Here is a 24,063-nt window from a genome sequence, read left to right on the forward strand (position 1 = left end):
CGCTGACATCTGTCCGGAGCCCAGCACCCATCCCGGTGCCAGATCTGGGAGACCCGGGCAGAGGAGCCCGCTGTGCAGGTTCGGGAACGCGGTGCCCGGATCTCTCGGAGATCATCCGGCCATGGGGCCTGACCAGGGCAGATCGCACGGGGGTCACACAGAATCACGGTGCGTTTCCGTCCGTGTGACCCCTGATACACTCCGTTTCGTCCCGCCATATTCCGTTGGGGGTCGATCATGGAACGTCAACCAAATCGATCTCTGGAATCGTTGTTGACGGCCGCTGGGTGGAGCAATGCCGGCCTTGCCAAGCGCGTCAACGCGGCCTGCCAGGCGTCGGGATTCTCGCGCTCGTATGCACCGACCTCGGTGGCAAACTGGCTGCGCGGCATGGTGCCGACCGACCCGGTCCCGCAGATTCTGACCCAACTCTTCAGCCAGCAACTGGGCCGCGGCATCTCGCTCCACGCCCTGGGTCTTCCCGAAGACGTGCCGCTCGACCTCGGCCTCCGCTGGGAACCAACCGCAACGGCCGCCGTCAGCACGGTGATGGACTTGTGGACCGTCGATGCCAAGCCCGACTCGCCGCTGCTCGGCACGGAGTGGATCGCCAGCGCGTTCGCGGCGCCTTCACGCGAATGGCTCCTAGGTTGGTTCGACGAGAACCTGGCCCACCACGGCGACCGGCGAGTCGGAGCGCCAGAGGTAGAAGTTGTGGCCTCGATGTGCGACGCCTTCTCCTCCGCCGATCACCGACTCGGCGGCGGCTACGCCCGCGCCACCCTCATCCACTATTTCAACGAGATCGTGCAGCCGCTACTCAAGGGCAGCTATAGCCACGCGATCGGTAGCCGGCTCCTCAGCGCCGCTGCCCGGCTATGCGACCTCGGCGGCTTTATGGCTTTCGACTCCGGCTACCAGGGGCTCGGCCAGCGCTACTACATCCAGGCCCTGCGGCTCGCCCGTGCCAGTGGTGACCACGCCCTCGGTGCCCACATCCTGACCGACATGGCCATGCAGGCCCACTACCTGGGGGACGCACTCGAGGCGGTCTCGCTAGCCAGAGCTGGCCACCGAGCAGCGCTCGACGCCGGTTCGCATGGATCTGCGGCGCGCTGTTTGGCGATCGAGGCGCGGGCCCATGCCCGCCTCGGGGACTCCCGGCGCTGCGCCGCAGCCATGAATCAGGCCGAGACCGCTATGGAAGGTCTCGTCCTCGACGACGAGCCGCTCTGGATTCGGTTCTTTACCCACATCCAGTTGCACGCCGAGTTCACCTACGCGATGGCCGACCTGGGCAGAACCGCCGACGTGCAGCGGTTCGCCGGCGTCGTTGCCAGCGATGTGAGCGGTGGCATGGATCGCCGCAAGGTGCTGGTGACGGCGACGCTCGCTTCATCGTTCTTGACTGCCGCCGGTAGTTCGAGCCAGAGCGACGTCGACCAGGCGTGCGCCGCACTGCGGAGCACGGCACCTCTCCTCCAGGCGCTTACGACTAGGCGGGGAGTTGAGGCGGTCAACGCCACCCGGCGGCAGCTCCAGCCGTTCGGTCACCTCGGAGCTGTCCAGGAGCTCGAAGCCGAGTTGCGGCCGTTGATCGGGGCGGCAGCGTAGGGGCGCCAAACGCTCCCGCATAAGCTAGCAAAGTGCAGCAATACGGTCAGGTCATCTCGGCCATTGGCCAGTCAGTCGAGCTTGTCGGCGCCCTCGTGCTGTTTGGTAGAGCTTGGTGGACCTTCCGGAACAAGGGGGAGCACGCCGGCGAGAGCAGTTTTGGAGATGTCGCCCGACTTCGTCAGCTCATCGCCGAGATGATCGCGGGGAGCGGCATCGGCTGGGGTGCGGGCATCATCGTGGCCGGACTCGTCCTGGCGACCGTGGGCGGCTGGCTACAGGTCTAGCGCCGAGGCTTCGAACGCGCCGAGATCGTGTACGGCAGAGGTAACCTCGGCCAGTGACCAGCTCACCGCACAACCCGGTCAAGGAAGCAGCGGAGACACCGGTGCTACGTCACGCACTGGAGTCGGCCTGCGCAACTCGCGGCCTGTCGGTCGCGGGCGCGAAGCTCATCCACCACTACAGCAACGCCGTCTACCTGCTTCCCGGGGAAGACGCCGTCGCCCGGATCACCCACGGCGGCGACCTCGACCGGACCCGCTGCATCCAGGGCGTTGTTCACTGGTTGGAGTACGGAGGGGTTGCCGCAACGGCACCGCGCCTTGACGCCGAGGCGGTAGCCGTTGACGAGACGACCACCGTCAGCTTCTGGAGCTACTACCCCCAGCCCGAGGATGGGCGGGAGTTCAGCTCGGCTCACCTTGCCCGCATCCTCAAGGATCTCCACGAAGCCGAGCCGCCGCCTGTGCTGTTGGAGCACTGGAAGCCGCTGACCTCGCTCTCCGCAGTGCTCGACGCCCCGGAGCATGCGGAAGCCCTCGCGCCTGACGACCTGGCCTGGCTCCGTGACCTGGTGATTGACGTCCAAGCTCGCGTCCAGGCCCTCGATTCGCCACTCGGTCACGGCCTGATCCACGGCGACGCCTGGGCGGGCAACCTCTTGTGGAACACCACCGCCGGGCCAGATGCAGCTGTGCTCGGTGACTGGGACTGGGTGTCGATCGGGCCGCGCGAAGTCGATCTGGTGCCGACGTGGCACGCCGCCCGTCGCTACGGCAAGGGCCCAGAGTGGACCGCCACCTTCGCCACGGTGTATGGCTACGACCTCGCGCGGTGGGATGGGATCGAGACGCTGCTGCTCATGCGCGACCTTATGCAGATAACGGGGCCGCTGAGGCGGGCAGGAGACAGCCCGGTGTTTGGGGAGGTGTTGAGGGAGCGGCTTGCGGGCGTGAAGAACGGGTCGGGCGGGAGTTGGCGGGGGTTGTAGTGACGCCCTGCAGGCCAGCGAACGTCCGGAGGTGGCAACGTTGCTAATCCCTGTTTGGGTTTGGCCCAAGGTAGCGAATATCGAGCTGCTCCACTTTTCCATCACTCACAAGCTTGATCTGTGCCGTCGTCACGACGGTTCCGCGCGTGGTGATTGCGAGGCGGTCAACGGCGTCGACTTCCTCCCACTCGTCGCTTCGCTGGGCTGGAATCTCGGCTAACGGCAGGTATGAAGCCGTGAACGCTTGCCCATCAAGATAATCGACGAGGCCTCGACATTCCGCAGGACGGAACTGGCCAAGCCAGACTTTGCGGTCAATGGTGTAGGCAATAGTCAATGCCTGAACGGGTCGTAGCTGAACTTGCCCGTTAGAGTCTTGGACGATCGCCTGTACCGGCTGGTCGGATAGCAGGTGATGTATCTGTCCAAGCGTCCTGATGGCATCGGGGCCGCCCCAATATCTTTCAAAGGTCGACATCGGATTGATCCGTGTTTTCCCTCCGTCCGTCGTCATCGGCGGTCCGAGTGGATCCTTGTCAGGAAAACTGTCACCAGCTTCAAAATACGCGGACCATTCGACACGCACCCTCGGCGTAAGTTCGATCCAGACGATGGGAATCGTGAGTTCCAACGACCAGTTTATCGATTGTGCGTCATGCAGATTCAACAACGAGACACCGCTATTGCGGGCATAGGTATGGGCCGCCTTAGTAAAGCCCGATCGGCATATCAGGATACCCGAGCTCGCCTTTACGTCCCTAATTACAGACAGGAACTCGTCTACGACTTTGATGTCGGCAGGCCTGCCGTGGTCTTTTGCTTGCACGATGGTTAAATATTCATCGTCGCCCGACGTCCATCGAATCGAAACATCAACCTGACGCTTGGCCTCAGTAATGTGTCCGTCGATAAGATCGTTCCACTTCACTGCCGCATCTGGCTGAAGTTCTGCAAGTATCCGCTCGGCTAGTAGCTCAAACTCTCGCCAGCGCGCCATGAGACCTCCCTCCAGCAACTATTTTGATGCTCGATTCGCGGCGATAAACTCATTCACCGCTTGGTCATTGATCCCGTCGTAGCCATAGCGGAAGCCCTCGCTCGTAGCGAGCTTGTCGACGGCGGAAATTGCTTCGGCCAATTGCTTGTCGGTTCCACTGAAAATGGCTGCCCTCATTTCCTCGTCACGGATGATTCGAGAAAAGATGGGTTGCGTCCTGTGCTCATAGTATCGGGCAAAGTTTGTATAGAAATCCGATGAGCTAATTCTGCTGGCCTCATCGATAACCGAAAGAGCCACTAGGGCATCGAATTGACAAAGGCTATCAAGCACCTTCTCAGACTCTGAATCCACATCGATACGAAGGGCTGCAACTTCGCGCACAACGTTGCGCGCTCCGTCGATAAGTCCATTCTGCCCTTCATTGATGATTTGAGCACGCGATGCCATGGTGATCGCGTGACGCGACCAACTCCGATAGTACGAGAACTCGGGCCCTTCTGCTTGTTGGACCGCCAACTGACGTACGGCTTTCCAGTTCTTGAGCCGCACAGAAAGGCCACCCAACCCGTAGGCTCGCGTCATCGTCATCATCCACGCGCGTGCGGCTTCAGACCCAGAGACATTTTCGACGCGACTGTAAGCTTGCACGAGCGCTTCCACTGCTCGCGAGAACCATTCGTGCTGTTCGTATGTCAACGCGAGGGCGCCAAGGCTCGCAATGCGGTCAAGTAACGTTGCGAAATCACCCGGCGAAGAAAGTGCTCCCGGAACGTCAGCTATCGAACGCAGAAGCATTTGCCGAAGCGGAATGGCATCGTTGCGGCGCATAAGCTCCGTAGCAAGCTGATCAAACGCTTCCGCATCGAGCCGCCAACTCATCAGGGATGCGGGCCCGCGTTCCAACTCTGCTGCCGCGATGCCAGTAGTGAGGAGGCTCGCAAACTCTTTGCGCTGCTCCATTCTCCAGGCTTCTTTTCGACGTTCCACAATTCGCCCAATGAGGCGTTGCTGATCGGTCGCATTCCAACGCTCACTAGAGGTTCCATGTCTGACGAATACGTCCCCTGGCGTAAAAACCGTCTTTTGGACTTTGCCATCGAGATAGTTTCCGATTGCCCTGAAGACACACCAGCCGTCGCGGTGAGGGGCGACGTACAATAGGACGAGGTTACAGCCCTGAATTGTATGCCGAGCGGTACGGACTTCGAACGGTGCATCAATGTATTTGGCAAGCTTTGGCCGTACCGTTGCTTCATCAAATAGCTTTGCCAGAGTGTCAGTGAGGTCGGCGACGGGCTTACCTGCGTCGTCGGCCCCGAAAACGATGTACCCACCCAACTCCTCAGACATCATTGCCGCAGCGTCTTTTGCCAACTCCACAACGTCGCGAGTTTCGGCCAGATTGAGCTGTCGCTTATAATCCAGGCCAGATTGCTCATGAGCCTCATTCAGCAAGCTATTGAGCTTTTCGGCTGTCAGAACTGGCTCCACTACAATCATTTGCGGCTCATTCCAGCTCCAATTTTCAACCAAGAGAAATTGATACTCCACATGCTCAGCACGCTACGCCTGGACCGTGAAGCATCTCGGGCGACACGCTGATCAGAATGCGGAGCCCACGTGCAACTATTAAATAGTGCCTCTTTACCCAAAAAGTACAAGAAATATTAAACTCTGCATATAGATGCTAACGGTCAAGTAGACGCCACGCCTCCCAGTCTGGGCTCGAAAGACCCCCGATCAGGCGCACCACAGATTTCCGGGCAGTACACAGAAGCCTCTGACCAGCCGGTATGGCAGTCAGGGGCTTCTTTCGTCGCACCCAACCCTGTCGGGGCGGTCGGGGCCGCGCGGCACCGGGGGAACGTACCCATCGAGGGTTTCGCATGTTTCGCCTCCCGCTCGGTCAGGACCGCGCGGTGGCGCAACTCCGGCACGGCAACGGACGCCGGGCCGGCTCGCGGTGAGTCACGACGCGCCTCCCGGACAGCGATCCGTCCGGCGCTCTCCCGCTCCAGCCTGCGCCGCGCCGCCGAACGGTGCGGACATGGAGCACCGTTCGCTGACGGGTCACTCGGCGTCCAGTGCCGCCAGTTCGGCGCGTACCCAGGTGAGGATGTCCGGGCGGTCGCCGGCCGCGTAGTGCACGATCGCCTCCTCGTAGCAGGCGCGCGCCTCGGCCCGGCGGTCGAAGTGCCGGAGCGTCTCGGCGCGCGACAGGATCATGGCGGCCATGGCCGTACCCATCCGGAGGTCCTTCGCCAGTGACTCCGTCGCGTCGTGGTAGCCGAGGGACGTGGGCAGGTCGCCGAGCCCCCGGTGGCTGACGGCCAGGCCGAAGACGGCGTTGAGTTCGATGAGCTGGTGGTCGAGTTCGCGGGCGCGGGTGAACGCCTCCTCGAAGTGCCCGAGGGCCTCGGCGGGCTGTTTCCTGGCGAGTGCGACCCGGCCGAAGGTCAGCTGGGCGACGGCCGTGACGTAGGGGTAGTCACCGGCCTCGGCGAGGGTGACGGCCTCGGCGGCGACCGCGTCGGCCTCGTCGAGCCGGCCGAGTCCGAGAAGGGCGCGGCTGAGGGTGGCCAGCGGGATGGGGCCGTTGTCGGCGGAGTCGAGGGCACGGTACAGGTCGACGGCCTCCTGGAGCGGGACGAGGGCGGCCTCGAAGTCTTCGGTCGTCTCGATGGCGTAGCCGATCAGGTGCAGGATGTACAGCTCGGCGCGGCGGTCGTCGGTGGTGCGGACCAGGTCGAGCGCCTCCCGGGCCAGGGCGACCGCGTGGGCGGTGGCGAACGTGTTGACCTGCCCGCCGGCCCGGTGCCGCATCAGGGTCGCGCGGGCGGACGCGTCGCCGAGCCGGCGGGCGGCGGCCTCGCCGGCCAGGGTGACCGTCACGATGTCGTGGTGGTGCTGGACCCGGGCCCGGAAGTACGGCACCAGGGCCTGGGCCAGGGTGCACGCGTGCCGGTCGGGGCCCGTGGTGATCGCGGCGACGAGGTTGGCGCGTTCGGTGTCCAGCCAGCGCAGGGCCGTCTGCGGGGAGTTCAGGGTGGGGAGGGTCGCCGGGGGCCGGTCGACCGGGAACGCCATGCGCCAGTCGCGGTTCGGGAGCCGGTTCGCGGCGGCGGTGGTGGCGGCGGCGTAGTAGTCGAGCAGGCGGTGGACCGCGCCGTCGCGGTCGGCCTGGGACAGGTTGGCCTCCGCGGCGGCCCGGGTGTGCTGCCGGACCAGGTCGTGCAGCTGGTAACGGCCCCGGGTGCGCTGTTCGACCAGGTGCGCGTCGGTCAGGTCCTCCAGCGCGCTGGCCGCCCGGTGCAGGGGCAGGTCCGCGAGGGCCGCCACGGCGTGGGCGTCGACGTCGTCGCCGGGGATCAGACCGAGGAGTCCGAACACCCGGCGCTGGTCGGTGGCCAGCCGCTGCTGGGAGACCGCGAACGCGCCGGCCACGCTCCGGTCTCCGACATCGAGGACCGCGAGCCCGAGGTGCTCGTCGCGCAGCAGGTCCGCGAGGTAGGCGACGTCCCAGGTGGTGCGGTGCCGGAGCCGCGCGGCGGCGAGCCGGATCGCCAGCGGCAGCCGCCCGCACAGCCGGAGCACCTCGGCGGTGGCCTCCGGTTCGGCGGCGGCACGGCCCGCGCCGAGTGACCGGTCGAACAGTTCCACCGCCTCCACGTCGGACAGTGGCTCCAGGGACACCGGGCGGACCCCGTCCAGGCCGGCCAGGCGGCGGCGGCTCGTGATCAGCGTGCGGCAGCTGGGCGTGCCGACCAGCAGGGGCCTGACCTGGGCCTCGTCGGCGGCGTTGTCGAGCACGACCACGGCCCGCCGGTCGGCGAGCCGGGCCCGCCACAGGCCCGCGACCATCGTGGGGTCCTCCGGGATCGCCGCGTCGGGCACGCCGGCCTGCCGCAGGAGCGTGCCCAGGGCGCCGGTCGGGTCCACCAACGCCCGGCCGGGGGTGAAACCGTGCAGGTCAACATAGAACTGACCATCCGGGTACTTCTCGGCCAGCCGGTGCCCGAGGTGCACGGCGAGGGTGGTCTTGCCCATTCCGGCCATCCCGTCGATGACGTCGACCGTGCCCGCCCTGCCTGCGGTGAGGGCCTTGACGAGGGCCGCCCGACCGGTGAAGTCGGCGGCCGCCGCCGGCAGGTGGTTGAGCGCGGTCGCGCCGGCCGGCCGGGTGCGGCGCTCCTGGTCGGCGCGCTCCCACAGGGGACGCAGCTCCAGCGGATCGCGGTCGCTGAGCCGGCACAGCGTCTCCACGAGCGGCCAGGGCGGCAGGAGTTTGCCCGCCAGGTAGCGGGCCAGGGAGGAGTCGCTGGCGTGGGTGTGCCGTTCGAGCTGCTTGAGGGTCAGCCCGGCCCGGCTCCGCGCCTGCCGCAACTCCTCGGCGAGCGCGACCACCGCCGACTGTGTCATCCAACCCCCCGGTTGTCCCACCGTCATCCCACGTTCCGCGTGACCTCGCAGGTCAGAGGCAGGGTCGTCCCGAAACTACCCGAACAGTCCGACGGATCTTGTGGGCCGAACGGCCAGGAACCAGGCTGACGGCAGAAGAGATCCACGAACAGCCGGAGGGTACCCGTGAGCGACAACATTTTCCCGTTCAAGATCGCGATCGACGAGGCCAAACTGGTCGACCTGCGCGAACGGCTGGCCGCCACCCACTGGCCGGCCCAGCTGCCCGGCGCGGAATGGACCAAGGGCGCACCGACGAGCTACCTGAGGGAACTCGCCGAGTACTGGCGCACCAGCTACGACTGGCGCGAACACGAGGCCCTGCTGAACAGCTACCCCCAGTTCACCACGGACGTCGACGGCGTCACCCTGCACTTCCTGCACGTCCGCTCGCCGGAGCCCGACGCGCTGCCCCTGGTCCTCGCGCACGGCTGGCCCGGCTCGATCATCGAGTTCCTCGACGTGATCGGCCCCCTGACCGACCCGCGCAACCACGGCGGCGACCCGGCCGACGCGTTCCACCTGGTCATCCCGTGCCTGCCCGGATTCGGCTTCTCCTCCGCCCCGACCGAGCCGGGCTGGGACAGCCAGCGGATGGCCGGCGCCATCGCGGAGGTGATGACCCGGCTGGGCTACGACCGGTACGGCGCCCAGGGCGGCGACTTCGGCGCCTTCGTGGCCCCGGACCTGGCCCGGGTCGCCCCGGAGCGGGTGGTCGGCGTGCACGTCAACGCGGCCAGCGCCGGGTTCATCCCGTTCGGTGGCGTGGACGAGGCGACCCTGGCCGGCTTCACCGAGGCCGAACGGGTCCGCTACGAGCGGATGCAGGGGTTCATGTCCACGGGCAACGCGTACTTCCAGATCCAGGCCACCCGGCCACAGACGATCAGCTACGCCCTGACCGACTCGCCGGTGGGGCTGCTGGCCTGGATCGTGGAGAAGTTCCAGGAGTGGACGTTCGGCGACGGGCTGCCCGAGACCGCCGTCGACCGGGACCGGATGCTCACCAACATCATGCTGTACTGGCTGACCGGCTCCGCCGGCACGGCCGCGAACCTCTACTACGAGTCCGTCAACTCCCACAACTGGCCCACGCCGTCCGGCGTACCCACCGGGGTGGCGGTGTTCGCCGAGGACATCGCGATCCGGCAGTACGGCGACCAGGTGAACACGATCACGCACTGGGCGGAGTACGACCGGGGCGGGCACTTCGCCGCGATGGAGGTGCCCGACCTCCTGGCCGAGGACGTGCGGACGTTCTTCCGGACCGTGCGGTAGCGGGCGGGCCCGACCCGAGTGAATCCCCGAGCGGGGCCCGCCTCCGAATCCCGCCGACGCCGGACGCGCGGTGTCCGTGGCCAGGGTGAACCCGCCCCCGACCGGGGTCAGTCCACCCGCCGCACGAGGCTCGACGGCCGGGGACTGGTCAGCCAGCCCCCGGCCACGGAGACCACGATCGCGGCCGCCCCCGTCCCCAGCAGCAACAGCCACGCCAGACCACTCGACGGCACCGCCATCGCCCGGGTCTGGGCGGGACTGACCGCGGCCAGCACCACCAGCCCCAGCAGGACACCGAGGGTGGCGGTGACCGCGGAGTACGCCGCGCTCAGGCCCCTCCGGAACCCCGCCGTGGCGCCCACCGAGGCGAGGGTGGCGAACTCCGGGGCCAGCTCTCCGGCCGCGAGCGCGACCGCCAGCACGGCGACCACGGCGGCGAGCGCCAGCAGCACCCCGGCGCAGATCATCAGGATGGTCCACAGCTGCCGGCTCCCGGGGTTGCCCCGTTCCACGTACAGCCGACCGTAGCCGCCGCTGTCGGCGGTGAGCAGGGCGCGGGCGGCGTCCTCACCCGTCTCCGGAGGGGTGCCCGCACTCCGGATGAAGTACTGCACCTGGGGGTGGTTCTGGTACCCGGCGGCACGGGCGCCCTCGGGCGAGATGTAGGCGAAGGGGACCTCGCCGTAGACCCGGGCACCGGCGGCGACGATGGCCGGGTGCGGAGGAAGCTGCCGGGCCGGTGTGCCTTCGACGCCCCGGTACGACGTCCGGACCAGGCCGTTCGAGACGACCCGGTCGGTGAGGGCGATGACCTTGCCCTCGCGGTACGCGGTGTCCTCGTCAGCGGTCAGGGGTCGACCGAGGATCACGGCCATCTGCTCCGGGCCCACGATGCCGAGCTGCCAGAAGGTGGTGTCCGCGAAGCCTGCTCGCCGGGCACACACCTGCGGGTCCTCCCGTGGACGGTCGTAACAGTCGGTTGCCGGGTTGTCGACCACGACGAAATAGGTGTTCGGCCTCTTGGCTTCCGGCGGCATGGCGAGGTTGATCCGGGCGGTCCCGGTCGCGTTGAGACGGCGCGTCATGTCGGAGACCGTGCTGGCCGGGAGCGTGTCATGGGTGTCCACGATCGTCGCGCCAGCCGGCGCCTTCGGCCGATAGGCGGCAGCCGACTTCTCCGTGAGTCCGCCGACCCCGAGCATCACCAGGCCGGCGACCGTGACCACCGCGCCCACCGCCGCGATCAACGCCGCGCCACGGCCGGGGGCGGCAGCGTGCGACCGCAGGGCCACCCGGGTCCCCGGGCGGGCTGACTCCGCCCTGCGGGCCAGCCAGGGCACCGCCAGTCGGATCGCCCCTGCCACCGCGACCACCGCCAGGAGCGCACCCAGCGCGGTCAGGGCCAGGCTGGCGCCGAGAGTCGCCAGTCCGAGCACAGCCGCCGCCGTGCCCGCCGCCACCGCGACCCAGCGGTGCGTCCGCCGGGTGACCGACCGTCCGGTGACCGAGGCCCGCTCGTGTAGTGCGAGCCAGGGGTCCATGGTGGCGGTGTGTCGGCCCGCCAGCCAGGCCGCGAGGACCGGGCCGCCGAGGCCGACGAGGCCGAACACCAGCATCATCGGCACGTCGAGCCGGAGCCCGGTCCACACCTGGTCGAGGCTGGCCCCGACCCGCGGATAGCCCACGGCCGCCAGCCCCACCCCGCACCCCAGGCCGATCACGGTGGCGACCACCCCGAGCACGAGGCCGTTGCAGGTCAGCACCAGCCGCCGCTGGGCCGGACTGGCCCCGGAGACCGCGAGCAGCCCGATCTCCCGGCGACTGGAACTGGCGGCGACGGCGAACCCGGCCCCCACCAGCAGGGTCGCCAGCGCCAGCATCAGCAGGGTCAGGCCCAGGATCAGTGCGGGCAGCTCACCGCTCTGCTCCTCGCCCTTGCTGGCGAAGTCGTCCCTGTCGAGCGTGCGCCAGCCGGCACCCTGGAGGCTGCGACTGGTGGCCTCCGGGTCCACGCCGGTCAGATGCCAGGCGTAGGCGACGGTGGACGGCTGGGCACCACCGGCCGCCCGGGTCGCGATGGCGCTCGCCGCCGACACGGTGGTGAGGGCGAACGTGCGGGTGGTGTCGGCCCGGTCCACCACCAGGCCGGTCACGGTCAGCTCCGTGCCGCCGACGGTGACCCGGTCCCCGGGCTGGGCGGAGAGTCTGCGGGCCACCGCGGTCGACAGGGCCGTCTCCCCTGCCGCCCCGGGCAGCGCACCGCGCTCGACGGTGAACCGTCCGGCGTGCACGGCGCTGGCGGCGTCGAGGCCGAACGCGGTGCCGGCCACCTCCCGCTCTCCCCTGCTCAGGCGGGTGTCCTGGCTGATCACCGGTTGGATGTCAGCGGCACCGGGGACCAGACCCCTGATCGTCGCGGTGCCCTCGCTCAGCGCCTCGGCTGGCGGCTTCGCGTTGAGGTCGGGCAGTTCGGCCCGCAGGTCCGCTGCGCCCAGCGCGCGGCTGGCGTACTCCTCCGGGCTGGGCACGGCCGTGGCGGAGAGGGTGCTCACGAAGGTGGCGGCGGCCAGCGGGACCGCGACGAAGACGGCGAGCAGCAGACTGCGGCGCGGCGAACGACGGAGCGAACGGTGGGCGATGCGCAGGGCCAGCGCCAGGGGGCGCAGCGCGCTCACTGGCCGGCACCCGACGGCCGCTCGCGGATCAGGCCGTCACGCATGTGGATCACCCGGTCCGCGCGGGCCGCGACGGCCGGGTCGTGGGTCACGAGCACGCAGCCGGCGCCGGCGTCGACCAGTCCCCGCAGCAGCTCCAGTACCCCCGTGGCGGTGTTCGAGTCCAGGGCGCCGGTGGGTTCGTCGGCGAGGATCAGTTGGCGGTCCCCCGAGATCGCGCGCGCGAGGGCGACCCGTTGCTGCTGCCCGCCGGACAGCTGGTCCGGGAACCGGGTCGCCTGCCCGGCCATGCCCACGGACTCCAACGCGACGAGGGCCCGCCGCCGGGCTTCGGCGCGGCGCATGCCGGACAGCTCGTCGGGCAGCGCCACGTTCTCGGCGGCGGTGAGGGTCCGCATCAGGTTGTAGTCCTGGAAGACGTAGCCGATGTACCTGCGGCGATGACGGTGCAGCGCCCCGCCCTTCAGCCGACCCAGCGAGGATCCGGCGACGGCCACGTCCCCACCGCCCGGCCGGAGCAGGCCGCCGGCGATCGCCAGCAGGGTGGACTTCCCACAGCCGCTCGGCCCCATCACCGCGACCAGCTCGCGCGGCCCCACCCGCAGGGAGACACCGCCGAGGGCCGGCACTCTCAGCGAGCCGGCGTGATAGGACTTCTCGATCGCGGTCATCTCCAGGATGGCCGGCCTGCTGGCTGTCATGGCGGAATCCTCATCGAGTCGAAGCAACGAGCGTGGGACATCGGAGGGGGCGAGCCCCGGACCCGAAGAGTCCAAGTGCTCGCCCGCCCATATTACGCTTTCTTCACAATCAGGTCAGACCCAGGCGATGAAGGCGGACTCGATGCCGTTCGAGCAGGAACCGTTGGTCTTGCGGTACTCCAGGTTGGAGTTGAACGCGTTGGAGGAGATGCTCCACGGCGACCAGTCGCACTCCGCCTTGACCTTCACCTGCCGACCGTAGCTCTGACACGTCGCCGCGGCCCGGGTGCCATTGTCCGTCGTGTACGGACCGGACGAGCAGTAGTAGTCGGCGTTCACGCCGGCGACGCTCGCCTGCGCCGAAGACACGCCGCCCAGCAGGCTCGCCGCCCCGACCGCCGTCGCCACCATCACCGTGGCGAATCTCTTCTTCGTCATCAGTCACTCCTCAGTTTCCTCGGGAGTCGATCTCCGTGCCAGCAAGTCTCGTCCGCGGGGACCTTTGGTCGCTATTGGCACTTTCGCCATGGCCGTTCTGCCTCTGACGCCGTACGGCATAGCCCACGATGCCCGCCTGCGACCGGCTGGCCACGCTCAACTTCAACAACACCCGCTCGACATGCGCCCTGGCCGTGCGCTCACCCACAGTCAGTGCGTTGGCGATCTCGCGATTGGACAGACCCGACCCGAGCAGCTCCAGGACCTCGCGCTCCCGGTCGGACAGCCCCGGGACCCGTTCGATCGCGTCGCCGACATTGAAAGCACCGCCCCTGCCCGCGAACCCCTCCCCATAGCGCCCCAATTTGCACCCTCCCCGTGAACTGGATCCACCTCGGACTCGCTCCGGCCCCGAACTCGGGCCATCCCCATGGCGATGCCCGATCGAGGACCATCCCCAATGGACCATTGGCATCATATGTCGTCGATCGATGGCGGGAGCGCCCGTCAGCGAGGGGTCCAGCGACTTGCGCCTGAAATCGTGACTCGTCCCCGTCCGGACGCTTGACCACTATGGACACTCCTCTACGCCCGGGCCGGGTACCGGCGGCCAGCTCATCCGGCGGGTCGGCCATGTCGTAGTGGTCGCGCGGATGCAACATCAGCACCAGCGGCACGCCGACCCGCCCGATCCGCGCCAGGCGCCAGCGGTCGTGGAACCAGATCCCCTCGTCCTGTGGCCCGCGCGCACACCGTGACCACCTGGAAGCGGCGAGCCGCGGCGGCCGACGCGGACGCTGCCCGGCCGTGGCTATGCTCGGGTGCATGAGCTGGGCGGAGTCATACCACGGCAGGTTGCGCGCGCTCGCGGGTGACGAGGAGGTGCTGATCTTCGTTGGTGCACGTTGCCTGCTGCGTGACGATGAGGGCCGCATCCTGCTGATCAGGCGCAGCGACAACGGCCTGTGGGCGGTGCCGGCCGGCGGGATGGAGTTGGGCGACTCGGTGCGCCAGTGCGCGGTCCGCGAGTGGGAGGAAACCGGCCTGACCCCGACCGAACTGGCCCCGATCGCGATCCTGAGCGGCGCCGACTCCGCGGTCACCAACCAGTGGGGGCACACCTACCAGTCCCACATCACCGTCTTCCTCGCCACCGCGTGGACCGGGGACCTGGTGACGCAGACCGACGAGACCACCGACGCCGGCTGGTTCCACCCCGACCAACTACCCACCCCGCACGCCACCAGCCTGCCGGCGTTGCTGCGGCTGCTGGAACACTACGACCGCACCGGCGAGTTCGTCGCAGCATGAGGGCACAAGCACGGCCCAGGCCCGCGTCGAGCACGTCGACCACTCAGCGTGGTGGTGGACGATGAGCATTCTCTGGCAGCGGCATTCGAGCGGGCCGCGCGACAGATCGTCACCTGGACTCTCGGGCCGAGCGATCCCACCGCCTGGAGAGCACAGGCGGGACTGCCCGGTCTTACCGCATGACTGACGGGTACGCGGGACGCGGTGCTCGCGCGGGCGTCCACGCCCCAAGTGGCGCCGGAACGCCGATCGGCTCTGGTTCCACGCCGAGCCTGGCCGCGACTGGCTGCACGCCATCAGAGGCTGAGGTGGCTGTAACCTCGCCTTCATGATCAACAGAGTCAGGGTCGCCGTTGTCGGGGTGGGTAACAACACGTCAGCGCTGGTGCAGGGGATCGCGTTCTACCGCGCCTCCGGCAGCCTGGTCGGCATCCACCGCCCAGAGATCGACGGCCTCGGCGTCGGCGACATCGACTTCGTGGCGGCATTCGCCCTGTCCACCGGCAAGGTCGGCAAGGACCTGGCCGAAGCGATCTTCGCGGCCCCCAACAACTTCCCGCGCCTGGAAACCGAAATACCACCTTCAGGGGTACTGGTGCAGCGCGGCCTGACCGACGCGACCGGGATCGACCGGATCGCGCAGGCGTTGGCCGGCGCCGAGGTCGTGCTCTACTCGGCGCCGTCCGGGCTGCCCGAGGTGGCCCGGGCCTACGCCGAGGCCGCCCTGCGCGCCGGGGCCGCGTTCATCAACACCACCTCCGACGTGGTGGCCCGCGATCCGGAGCTGGTCGAGCGGTTCGAGGCGGCCGGCCTGCCGCTGCTCGGTGACGATCTGACCAGCCAGTTCGGCACCTCGATCGTGCACCGCACACTGCTGGGCCTGCTGGAGGAGCGCGGACTGACCCTGGCCAGTTCGTACCAGGTCAATCTGGGTGGCACCGAGGACTTCCGCAACCTCGCCGAGAACGGCGGCAGCAAGAAGCAGTCCAAGGTGAACGCCCTGAACACCGATCAGTCCACTGCGGACAAGGTGCAGATGGCTCCGATCGGCTACCTGTCACAACTGGGGTCGGAGAAGGTGGCGTACCTCAATATCGAGGCGCGGGGCTGGGGTGGGACCTCGGTCAGCCTCGATCTGAAGCTGAAGGTCCACGACCCGAGCGGTGGTGCGGGTGTCACGATCGATCTGGTCCGGATGGCGGCCAGCGCCCTGCGAGCGGGGCGCGGCGGTTATGCCACGGAGGCGGGAACCCTGCTCAAGTCCCCACCCGGAACGGCCCGCTAGCACGGTCGACGTGCGGTGCGGGTGGGGTGACGTAACCCCGAAGACCGCGACGACAGCCGACAAGGACAGGGACAGGACGGCGAAGACAGGCCGGCAGGTCAGGACGATCCACGTCTGGATCGGCGTCCGGGAAGGAACGGACGACGACTGGTTCCGCTACTTCGACGTGGAGGGTTCCGGCGCCGCGTGCGGCTTCTGTCAGGACGCCGGGGTGCCGTGGTTCGACTTCGACTTCTTCTCTGCGTACTTCGCGGGCGAGATCGTGGACGTGGCACAGGTCATGGACGAGGTCGCGTACTCGGAACAGTTCGACGCCGCGCTCCGGGCCGCGTGCGAGCAGCACGGCATCCGCAAGGCCAACGCGTGCTTCACGATGATCGACTTCGACGGCGCGACGCACGTTGGCCGGCGCTACGACGAGTTGACGCTGGTCGGCGTGTTCGAGTTCTCGGCCTGACCGCGGCGCGCCAGGCCCCGCACGCGCCTGGCCCGCCCGGGCGGGACGGTGACAGGCGGCCGCTGCGGCAGGTGTTACGGAACCCGCACCAGGTCCGTGTCGACCCCGGGCCGGGCCGGAACAAGGCTGAAGCCCTGTTCGGTGGCCGGGTCGTAGCTCACGACCAGTCCGTGGGCGCGGAGCCGGGTGCCCCAGTCGCGTACCCGCGAAAGGGTTTCCAGGTCCAGCTTTTCGCCGGCCCGGCGGCGCTCCTCGTCCCGCAGGCGGGTGAGGATCAGGTGGAACTGGTGGATCGGCTCCACCTGCCACGGGACCAGGTTCGTCAGGATGTGCGGCAGGTCATGGGACTCGCGGTAGGCGGCCCAGCCCGCCGGGGGGACCCGGACGCCGGTCTGGTGGTGGAAGCGGGTGGTCATCGTGTCGTAGGGGAGGCCGTCGGTGAACCAGGTGTGGATCTCCTCCGCCATGGTCAGCGTGTCGTTGTTCATCGTTTTCCTCGTGTCATGCATCTTCGGACAACGGTAGGTGGACACCCATCCGCTTGTCACCGGGTTTTGGCTGCTCAGGCATTGGTCAGTCCCACCAGAAGTGCCAAGTGTCGGTACCCGTGAGCCGCCCCGCGTAGTCCCGCAGGTCCTTCGCGTTCTGCCACACGTTGTCGGGGCAGAACGCGAAGTGCTCGGCGGCCACGTGCAGCGCGTGTTCGGGCGTGGTCGGTGGGGCGGCGACGCTGAGGTGCAGGGTGGCGAATCCGACGGCCACGACGCGCGCGCCGAACCGGTCCTCCCAGTCGCGCAGCACGGCGGCGTGCCTCGCGGTGTCGTTCTCGTGGTTCACCGGGCCGGTCCAGCCGAGCGCGGCGATCGTGTCGGCGCTCCGGGTGGCGGGCACCAGGCCGAGGCGGACCCCGTTGAGGCCGAAGGTGTCGGGGTCCGCGATCACGAATCGGGCGAGCTCGTCGGCGGCGGTGTCCGGGGCGGCCGACGGCGTGCCGGCCGGTGCCAGCCCGGGCCAGGAGGCACCGTAGGGCGCGGTGACCTTCAGGCGGTCGTCGCGGTCGAGGTGGTCGTGTTCCTCGCCCGGGGCGGCGGCGTCGGACCACCACCCGGCCAGGAGTTCCGCCGCGTCGAACACCGAGGGTGCCGACATCTCGCCGGGCGTGATCTCGCCGTCGACCCAGGGCCGGTTCTCGTCACCGTGGTAGCCGCCCAGCAGCACCGGCCACAGTCCGGAGCCGCGGAGCCGGGTGAACAGGTCGGAGTCCGGGACGGCGTCGCTCAGCCAGTAGGCCGGGCCCTCCCAGTCTTCGTCCATCCCCGGTTCGGGGGCCACGAGCCGCCCCGGGGGCAGGGACACACCGAGCTGGGCGCCGGTGGGATCGGCCCGCAGCGACGTCAACATCTGATACCCGTCCGTCATGCCCGGCACCATAGCGGCCCCCACCGACAAGACTCACCCCACTTCGACGGGTACGGGCACCCGCGCGTCGATGCCCGGGTCCTTCGACTCACAGCTCCAGGGTCGCCTGGATCTCCTCGTCGACAGGACTGTTGTACCTGGTCAGGGTGAATTCGGCGGGTCGCTCCGTCGAACGCACGACGACGGTCCACGTACTCTCGTCGCTCAATCTCAGCTCGAAGACGGGATCCAGCTCGCAGAGGAACAGGAACCCTTCGAGCTCGTCCGGGTCCGCCGCGTGGACCAGCCGGGCTGTCGCCGTCAGCTCGGGGAGGTCCAACCGGGCCTCGAGGGTCACTTCCGCCGAGCCGAGGCAGGTGGACGGGTTGGCCCACCAGTCGAGCCAACCGGTCCCCTGCCACACGTCCACGGCCGCGCTCCTGTTCCTTTCGACGGGCGCAACCGTCCGCCGGAAAGCCAGATCATGCCAGGTCACGGGCGCCAGAAGCCAAGGGATTCACCGCATCCGACGGGTACGGGAGTCCCTGTTGCCGGTTCGGGACCGGCCCCGGGCGGGCTAGGGCAGGTCCGGGTTGCCGTCGAGGTTGGCGATCATGCGGCGGAGGACGTTGAGGGCCGCGACGTAGTCGGCCGGGTCGATGCCGGCGTGGATCTGTTCGTGGGCGGCGTCGAGCCGGTCCTTGGCGCGCAGCCGGGTGGCCTCGCCGGCTTCCGTGGTGTGCAGGGTGCCGGCGTCCTCGCGGAGCAGGCCCCGGGCGAGGAGGTCGTCGTGCATCTTCTCGAAGTCGACGCCGAGGTTGTCGAACGGGGCCAGGCGCTCGATGAGGGCCGCCCGGGTCCAGGTGCCGGGGGTGCCGGCGACGTGGTTGAGGGTCCACCAGTGGGGCTGGGTGAGGTCGTCGAGGGCGAGTTCGGCGCGGATCCGGGCGAGGACGAGGCGGGAGGTCTCGGTGCTCCAGTACCCGATGGGCTGGGTGGCCAGTGTCTCTTGTGGGTAGTTTTCCATGCCGCCAACGTAGGAGTTCAACCTCGGTTGAGATCAAGCGTGGTGGGCCGCGAGGAAGGTCACAGACACGGGCCTGGGGTCAGGGCCGCTCGGGATCGGATCCGAGGTCGGGGCCGCAGGGCAAGACAACGGGGCGCCCGGGGTCAGGTCTCCTTGAGGATGGTCGGGAGCCAGTCGGCGGTGTGGGAGAAGTGGTAGCCCAGGGACTCGGCGCGGGCGTTGGACATGCCGTAGTAGTGCGCGAACGAGTAGGGGGACGCCTCCTCGCCCGGGGACACCTCGCGGTACACCGGGGCGGGGGTGAGGTGGGCGCACAGGTCGGTGACGGTGAGTTCGCCGTGGGAACGGGCGTTGACGGGGCCCGTGAAGTCCGCGAGGGCCGTGAAGTGCAGGAAGTCGGCGATCTCGTCCGGGTGGGTGAACGAGGACGGTCGCGGGTCGCGGTGGATGAGGATCGGGGTACCGGTCCGGGCGCGGTCGACGTAGTGCGCCAGGCGGCCGGTGAAGTCGGCGCCGCCGAGGACGTGGGCGGAGCGGACGGCCACGAAGGGGAACGGCGGGTCCGTGGCGAACACCGCCTCGGCCTGGCGTTTGCCCTCGGCGTAGTGGGCGTCGCGGAAGGTCGGGTCGCGCCAGGGCAGGGTGAAATCGACCGGCCAGGTGGTGGGGTCGAAGGCGGCCTCGGGGAGGGGCACGGGCACGCCCGTTTCCAGGGACGTGGCGTTGCCGGGCTCACGGAGGGCGGGCGGCCTGGTCGTGTGCGGCGACCCGGGGGCGGCCTCGGGGGCTGTGGGCTGGGCGTACACCTCGATGGTGGAGGTCATCACGTAGCGGGCCGTGCGGCCGGTGAGGACCCGGCGCGCGACGGCGGCCTGGGTCGGGGTGGAGCAGACCTGGTCGAGGACGACGTCGAAGGTCCGGTCGGCCAGGGCCGCGCGGAGCGCCTGCTCGTCGTCGCGGTCGGCGCGGACGTGGTCGACGCCCGGCGGTGGCGGGGTGGAGCCCCGGTTGACGAGCGTGACCTGCGCGCCGGACGTGCGGAGCCGGTCGACGAGGAGCCGGCCGAAGTAGCGGCTGCCGCCGATCACGGCGACCCGGAGTGGTGTCATGCCCCGAGCCTGCCGGATTATGATCATTAGCAGAAGTAATGAAAAGCTTAAGGCGCTGTTAGGGGTACTGATGATCGACGTCCAGCGGCTCCGGGTACTCCGCGAGGTCGCCCAGCACGGCAGCTTCAGTCGGGCCGCCGCCGCGCTGCTGTGCACGCCGTCCGCCGTCTCCCAGCAGATCGCCGCCCTGGAACGCACGCTCGGTACGCCGGTGGTGGAACGCAGTACCCGGGGCGTGGTGCTCACCGGGGCCGGGGTGCTGCTCGTCGAGGCCGCCGACGCGGTGTCCGCCGAGCTGCGGCACGCGCAGGAGCAGATCGACCGGCTCGGTTCGGGGCGCGCCGCGCTGACCGTGGCGACGTTCACCAGCGGCGGGCGGAGGCTGCTGCCGGCCGCGTTGGGGCAGTTCGTGGCGGCGTATCCCGAGGTGGAGCTGACCGTGTTGGAGGGGGAGCCCGAGGTCGCGGTGCCGTGGGTGCGGGAGGGGCGGGCGGACCTGGCTCTGGCGTACCACTTCGGGGGGCCGCCGCCCGTGCGGCTCGGGGACCGGTCGGGGTTGGCGTGGACCCCGGTACTCGAGGATCCGATGTGGATCGTCCTCCCCGCCGGGCATCGGCTCGCCGGGCGCGGGTCGGTGCATCTGACCGAGCTGGCCGGGGAGGCCTGGGTGCTGGGGTGCTCGAAGACGAGGGCGGTGGTGGAGCAGTACGCGGGGCTGGCCGGGTTCGAGCCCCGGATCCTGGCGGGTACGACCGACTACTTCTTCGCGCAGGCGTTGGTGGCGGCGGGGGTCGGGGTGGCGTTGATTCCGGAGATCGGGCTGGTGGCGGGCGCGCGGCCCGGGGCCCCGGGGCGGGCCGGAGCCGGGGACCTGGTCGGGGACCTGGTGGCGGTCGCGGTGGAGCAGCCCCGGCCGGTGCGGTACGTCGGGGTGGTGACGGCGCGGCGGAAGGCCGGCCATCCGTTGGCGGAGGCGCTGGTCGAGGCGTTGCGCGCGTCGGCGGCCGGCGTCGGCTGAGCCCACGCGGCCCCGGTACCCCGCTCAGGTGGTCTTGGCGTAGCCGAGGCCTTCCACGATCCGGCCGTCGCGGACCAGCATCAGGTTGACGCCGCGGGTGGAGCCGCCGTCGTACACGTACCGCCAGCGGATCACGGCCCGGTCGCCCGCGATGTGCACGTCCTCCAGGTCGAAGTGCGCGGCCCGGTTCTCGGCGATGGCCCGCCACCACGCGATGGCGGCGGCGCGGCCCTCGACGCGCTGGCCGTCGGTGTTCTCGATGACGCAGCCCTCGCCGATCAGGTCGTCGAGCGCGTCGACGTCGCCCTTCTGGAACACGTCGTTGTAGCGGCGGATGACGTCGGCGGTGATCTCCTCGGACAGGCGTTCCTGCCGGCCGACGAGGCGACGGCGACCCTGCTCGGAAACCGCAACCCTCCGACGGGTACGGATTCCCGCGCGCCCTGACCGGGTTCCGCGTGGGGAGGCCACCAGTCACCGGGAAACTGAGGTGACCGCCTGACCGGTGCGCGCCCGACAGGACGGGAACCGGCCCTCAGCCGGGCCAGCACGGAACTCGGGCACGACGCGGCGCGCAACGGCGTCCGAGGACTGCGCGTCCCGCACGGAGCCCGTCACGACGGGATCCGTCCCTTGCCGGGCGACATCGTTGCCGGCGGCAAGCCTGCGCCCAGGCCGGACACGGCGGAAACCGCGCCGACCGAGCCTGTGCCCCGCCCCTGGCCGGGCGCGGTGGCACGTTCACAGGGTCGTCGCGACCTCGGCGAGCAGGTCCACGAAGCGGGTGACCGCGGTCGGTCGGGTGCGCCCGGCGAGGGTGGCCGCGAAGACCCGGCGGACCGAGGTGTCGTCCCGGTGCAGCCGGAGGAGCGCGATGTCGGGCGGCGTGGCCCGGACGGCGAGCGCCGGGATCAGCGCCACCCCGAGCCCGGCGGCCACGCAGCCCAGCTTGCCCGTCCACTCGGCGGCCACGATGTCCACCCGGGGTTCGAACCCGTGCGGCAGGCTGGCCCGGAGCAGGGTGTTCTCGGCGGTCGCGGAGCCGGCGATGAAGGCCTCGGAGGCCAGTTCCGCATACCGGACCGTGCGGCGGCGGGCCAGCCGGTGGGTGCGCGGCACGGCCACCAGCAGGTGCTCGTCGAGCAGGTGGCGCAGGTCGTACCGGTCCGTGTCGAGGGGCTGGTCGGGGGCCGCGCTGACCACGGCCACGTCCGCGTCGCCGGACTCCAGGCGCTCCAGCAGGCCGGGCGTCAGGCCCTCCACCAGGGAGGACGCGACGTCGGGGTGCGCGGCACGGAACGTGGCCAGCGCGCGGGGCACCAGGGCCGCGACGGCCGTGGGGAAAGCGCCGACCCGGAGCCGGCCGCCCGTCCCGTCACGGAGCGCGGCCAGGTCCCGGCGGGCGGCGGCCAGCCGGTCGAGCACGGCCTCGGCGTGGGCGAGCAGGCAGCGGCCCTCGTCCGTGAGCGCGACGCCCCGGGGCAGCCGGTCGAACAGGGTCGCGCCGGTGTCGGCCTCCAGCGCCGCGATCTGCCGGGACACGGCCGACTGGGTGAACCGCAGGGCCCGGGCGGCGGCCGTGATCGAGCCGGACGCGGCGACGGCGCGGAGGACCTCGAGCGACTGGAGCTGCACGTACCCATGCTAGGACAACATGGCGGGGATGCCGAAGAGTCGTTGGTCGCATGGCAGATCCGCGCCTAGCGTGGTGATCATGACAGTCATCGCCGTCCTCGGCACCGGACACATGGGCGCGCCGATCGCCCGCCGCCTGCTCGCCGCCGGCCACCAGGTCACCGTCTGGAACCGCACCGCCGCCCGCACCGCCGACCTCGTCGCCCTCGGCGCGCGCCCGGCCGCCACCCCCGCCGGAGCCGTCCGGGACGCGGAGCTCGTGATCACGATGCTCACCGACGCGGCGGCCGTCGACGCGGTGCTGTTCGGGGCGGAGGGCGCGGTGGGGGCGCTGCCGGCCGGTACCCCCCTGGTGGACATGTCCACGATCGGCCCGGACGCGGTCCGCGACCTGGCCCGGCGCCTGCCCGCCGGGATCGACCTGGTCGACGCGCCCGTCGGCGGCAGCGTCGGGGCCACCGAGGCCGGTGAGCTGCGGGTCCTGGTCGGCGGGCCCGACGCGGCGGTCGACCGGGTCAGCCCGGTCCTGGGGGTACTGGGCACCGTCCGGCGCTGCGGGCCCACCGGCAGCGGGGCGGCGCTCAAGCTCGTACTGAACACCGCGCTGGTCACCGGGCTGGCCGCGCTCGCCGACACCCTCGCCGTGGCCGGGGCGGTCGGGGTCGACCGGGACGCGGCGCTGGAGGTGCTGGCCGCGAGTCCGCTGGGTGCGGCGATCGCGCGCGGCACGGCGGGTGGGGCCTCGTTCGCGGTCGCCCTGGCCGCCAAGGACATCGACCTCGCCCTCGACGCCCTCGGCGCCACCCCGGCCCCGGTGGCCCGGGCTGCGGCGGCCACCCTGCACGCGGCCCCGGACCCGTCCGCCGACCTGGCCACCCTCGTCTGACCCCCGCCACGGCCGTCCGTGGTGCCGCCCAGGGCCGCCTGCCCGAGGGCACATCTGAGTTCCGAAGGAGAAACCCGTGCGACTGACCCTCGACAACCCTGCCGGCGTCTCCGCGCCCTACGGCGACCGCTTCGCCCACGTCGCCCGGATCGACCCCGGCCCCGGCGCGCTGCTCATCACCTCCGGCCAGATCGCCGCCGACGACGCCGGTGACGTGGTCGGCCCCGGCGACATCACCGCGCAGTCCGAACGGATCTTCGAGCTGATCGGGGAGATCCTCGCCGCGCACGGCGCGAGCCTCGCGGACGTCGCGCACATCCGCACGTTCATGACCTCGCTCGACGACCTGCCCGGCTACGGGGCGGTCCGCCGGCGGCTGTTCCCGGGCACGCCGCCGACGAGTACCACGGTGGAGGTGGGGCGGTTGTTCCACCCGGACGCGCTGCTGGAGGTGGAGGTCACGGCCGTGGTCCCGGGCTAGATCCGGCCGGTTGGCCGAC

24 protein-coding genes are annotated in these 24,063 nt (G+C 69.8%); 10 read left to right on the top strand and 14 right to left on the bottom strand.

Translation table 11 applies throughout. The annotated features are described in order from the left end of the window. Positions 1-237 precede the first annotated feature (237 nt). From PT931_RS19425 to PT931_RS19435, 3 genes are read left to right on the top strand one after another with little or no spacing between them, the layout of a single operon-like run. Positions 238-1,614 carry a hypothetical protein gene (locus PT931_RS19425; protein WP_456247148.1) on the top strand — a complete coding sequence of 459 codons (1,377 nt, stop codon included), beginning with the start codon at positions 238-240 and terminating at the stop codon, positions 1,612-1,614. 32 nt (positions 1,615-1,646) lie between these two features. Then, positions 1,647-1,901: a hypothetical protein gene (locus PT931_RS19430; RefSeq protein WP_456247149.1), complete on the top strand. Its 255-nt coding sequence runs from the start codon at positions 1,647-1,649 to the stop codon at positions 1,899-1,901. 53 nt (positions 1,902-1,954) lie between these two features. Further along, positions 1,955-2,887 carry a phosphotransferase gene (locus PT931_RS19435; RefSeq protein WP_456247150.1) on the top strand — a complete coding sequence of 311 codons (933 nt, stop codon included), beginning with the start codon at positions 1,955-1,957 and terminating at the stop codon, positions 2,885-2,887. Between the two features lie 43 nt (positions 2,888-2,930). Here the strand turns inward: PT931_RS19435 and PT931_RS19440 are convergent, their stop codons facing one another. The 3 genes from PT931_RS19440 to PT931_RS19450 form a co-directional block, all read right to left on the bottom strand. Further along, positions 2,931-3,884 (bottom strand): restriction endonuclease, encoded by a 954-nt coding sequence (locus PT931_RS19440; RefSeq protein WP_456247151.1) that lies wholly within the window; start codon positions 3,882-3,884, stop codon positions 2,931-2,933. An 18-nt stretch (positions 3,885-3,902) separates the two neighbouring features. Next, positions 3,903-5,438, bottom strand: coding sequence for an AlbA family DNA-binding domain-containing protein (locus PT931_RS19445; RefSeq protein WP_456247152.1), 1,536 nt, complete (start codon positions 5,436-5,438; stop codon positions 3,903-3,905). A 519-nt stretch (positions 5,439-5,957) separates the two neighbouring features. Next, positions 5,958-8,306 carry an ATP-binding protein gene (locus PT931_RS19450; RefSeq protein WP_456247153.1) on the bottom strand — a complete coding sequence of 783 codons (2,349 nt, stop codon included), beginning with the start codon at positions 8,304-8,306 and terminating at the stop codon, positions 5,958-5,960. Positions 8,307-8,471: 165 nt separating this feature from the next. Here PT931_RS19450 and PT931_RS19455 point away from each other — a divergent pair, with 165 nt between their 5' ends. Next, positions 8,472-9,623: an epoxide hydrolase family protein gene (locus tag PT931_RS19455; protein ID WP_456247154.1), complete on the top strand. Its 1,152-nt coding sequence runs from the start codon at positions 8,472-8,474 to the stop codon at positions 9,621-9,623. Positions 9,624-9,730: 107 nt separating this feature from the next. Here PT931_RS19455 and PT931_RS19460 read toward each other — a convergent pair whose 3' ends face one another. From PT931_RS19460 to PT931_RS19475, 4 genes are all read right to left on the bottom strand, one after another. Beyond that, positions 9,731-12,298 carry an FtsX-like permease family protein gene (locus PT931_RS19460; RefSeq protein ID WP_456247155.1) on the bottom strand — a complete coding sequence of 856 codons (2,568 nt, stop codon included), beginning with the start codon at positions 12,296-12,298 and terminating at the stop codon, positions 9,731-9,733. Further along, on the bottom strand, positions 12,295-12,999 hold the full coding sequence (locus PT931_RS19465; RefSeq protein WP_456247156.1) for an ABC transporter ATP-binding protein: 705 nt from the start codon (positions 12,997-12,999) through the stop codon (positions 12,295-12,297). The genes PT931_RS19460 and PT931_RS19465 overlap by 4 nt, the downstream gene beginning before the upstream one ends. A gap of 114 nt (positions 13,000-13,113) precedes the next feature. After that, complete coding sequence (locus PT931_RS19470; protein ID WP_456247157.1) at positions 13,114-13,437, bottom strand: hypothetical protein; 324 nt, start codon at positions 13,435-13,437, stop codon at positions 13,114-13,116. A gap of 10 nt (positions 13,438-13,447) precedes the next feature. Further along, the gene (locus tag PT931_RS19475; protein WP_456247158.1) at positions 13,448-13,915 is read right to left on the bottom strand and encodes a helix-turn-helix domain-containing protein; all 468 of its coding nucleotides are present in this window, start codon (positions 13,913-13,915) and stop codon (positions 13,448-13,450) included. 347 nt (positions 13,916-14,262) lie between these two features. Between PT931_RS19475 and PT931_RS19480 the strand changes: the two genes are divergently transcribed. From PT931_RS19480 to PT931_RS19490, 3 genes are all read left to right on the top strand, one after another. After that, entirely contained in the window at positions 14,263-14,748 is a 486-nt protein-coding gene (locus tag PT931_RS19480; RefSeq protein WP_456247159.1) for an NUDIX domain-containing protein, read from the top strand. 328 nt (positions 14,749-15,076) lie between these two features. Beyond that, positions 15,077-16,033: an inositol-3-phosphate synthase gene (locus tag PT931_RS19485; RefSeq protein ID WP_456247160.1), complete on the top strand. Its 957-nt coding sequence runs from the start codon at positions 15,077-15,079 to the stop codon at positions 16,031-16,033. A 10-nt stretch (positions 16,034-16,043) separates the two neighbouring features. Then, positions 16,044-16,490, top strand: coding sequence for an immunity 22 family protein (locus PT931_RS19490; protein WP_456247161.1), 447 nt, complete (start codon positions 16,044-16,046; stop codon positions 16,488-16,490). 74 nt (positions 16,491-16,564) lie between these two features. Here the strand turns inward: PT931_RS19490 and PT931_RS19495 are convergent, their stop codons facing one another. The 5 genes from PT931_RS19495 to PT931_RS19515 all read right to left on the bottom strand — a co-directional run bounded on the left by PT931_RS19495 (position 16,565) and on the right by PT931_RS19515 (position 20,024). After that, positions 16,565-16,978: a hypothetical protein gene (locus tag PT931_RS19495; protein ID WP_456247162.1), complete on the bottom strand. Its 414-nt coding sequence runs from the start codon at positions 16,976-16,978 to the stop codon at positions 16,565-16,567. Between the two features lie 85 nt (positions 16,979-17,063). Beyond that, positions 17,064-17,909, bottom strand: a complete 846-nt coding sequence (locus PT931_RS19500) for a DUF4253 domain-containing protein (RefSeq protein WP_456247163.1) — start codon at positions 17,907-17,909, stop codon at positions 17,064-17,066. Positions 17,910-17,997: 88 nt separating this feature from the next. Beyond that, complete coding sequence (locus tag PT931_RS19505) at positions 17,998-18,318, bottom strand: hypothetical protein (protein WP_456247164.1); 321 nt, start codon at positions 18,316-18,318, stop codon at positions 17,998-18,000. Positions 18,319-18,465: 147 nt separating this feature from the next. Further along, positions 18,466-18,915 (bottom strand): MarR family transcriptional regulator, encoded by a 450-nt coding sequence (locus tag PT931_RS19510; RefSeq protein ID WP_456247165.1) that lies wholly within the window; start codon positions 18,913-18,915, stop codon positions 18,466-18,468. Between the two features lie 143 nt (positions 18,916-19,058). Beyond that, a complete protein-coding gene (locus PT931_RS19515; RefSeq protein WP_456247166.1) occupies positions 19,059-20,024 on the bottom strand; it encodes an NAD-dependent epimerase/dehydratase family protein in 966 nt (321 codons plus the stop codon). A gap of 70 nt (positions 20,025-20,094) precedes the next feature. Here PT931_RS19515 and PT931_RS19520 point away from each other — a divergent pair, with 70 nt between their 5' ends. Next, on the top strand, positions 20,095-21,042 hold the full coding sequence (locus PT931_RS19520) for a LysR family transcriptional regulator (protein ID WP_456247167.1): 948 nt from the start codon (positions 20,095-20,097) through the stop codon (positions 21,040-21,042). A gap of 24 nt (positions 21,043-21,066) precedes the next feature. Here the strand turns inward: PT931_RS19520 and PT931_RS19525 are convergent, their stop codons facing one another. Then, positions 21,067-21,513: a nuclear transport factor 2 family protein gene (locus PT931_RS19525; protein WP_456247168.1), complete on the bottom strand. Its 447-nt coding sequence runs from the start codon at positions 21,511-21,513 to the stop codon at positions 21,067-21,069. Between the two features lie 270 nt (positions 21,514-21,783). After that, the gene (locus tag PT931_RS19530; RefSeq protein WP_456247169.1) at positions 21,784-22,677 is read right to left on the bottom strand and encodes a LysR family transcriptional regulator; all 894 of its coding nucleotides are present in this window, start codon (positions 22,675-22,677) and stop codon (positions 21,784-21,786) included. 79 nt (positions 22,678-22,756) lie between these two features. Between PT931_RS19530 and PT931_RS19535 the strand changes: the two genes are divergently transcribed. Both PT931_RS19535 and PT931_RS19540 read left to right on the top strand, forming a co-directional pair. Continuing rightward, complete coding sequence (locus PT931_RS19535) at positions 22,757-23,563, top strand: NAD(P)-dependent oxidoreductase (RefSeq protein ID WP_456247170.1); 807 nt, start codon at positions 22,757-22,759, stop codon at positions 23,561-23,563. 76 nt (positions 23,564-23,639) lie between these two features. Continuing rightward, on the top strand, positions 23,640-24,044 hold the full coding sequence (locus tag PT931_RS19540; RefSeq protein WP_456247171.1) for a RidA family protein: 405 nt from the start codon (positions 23,640-23,642) through the stop codon (positions 24,042-24,044). Positions 24,045-24,063: the final 19 nt, after the last annotated feature.

It is taken from the genome of Longispora urticae, from assembly GCF_053902585.1.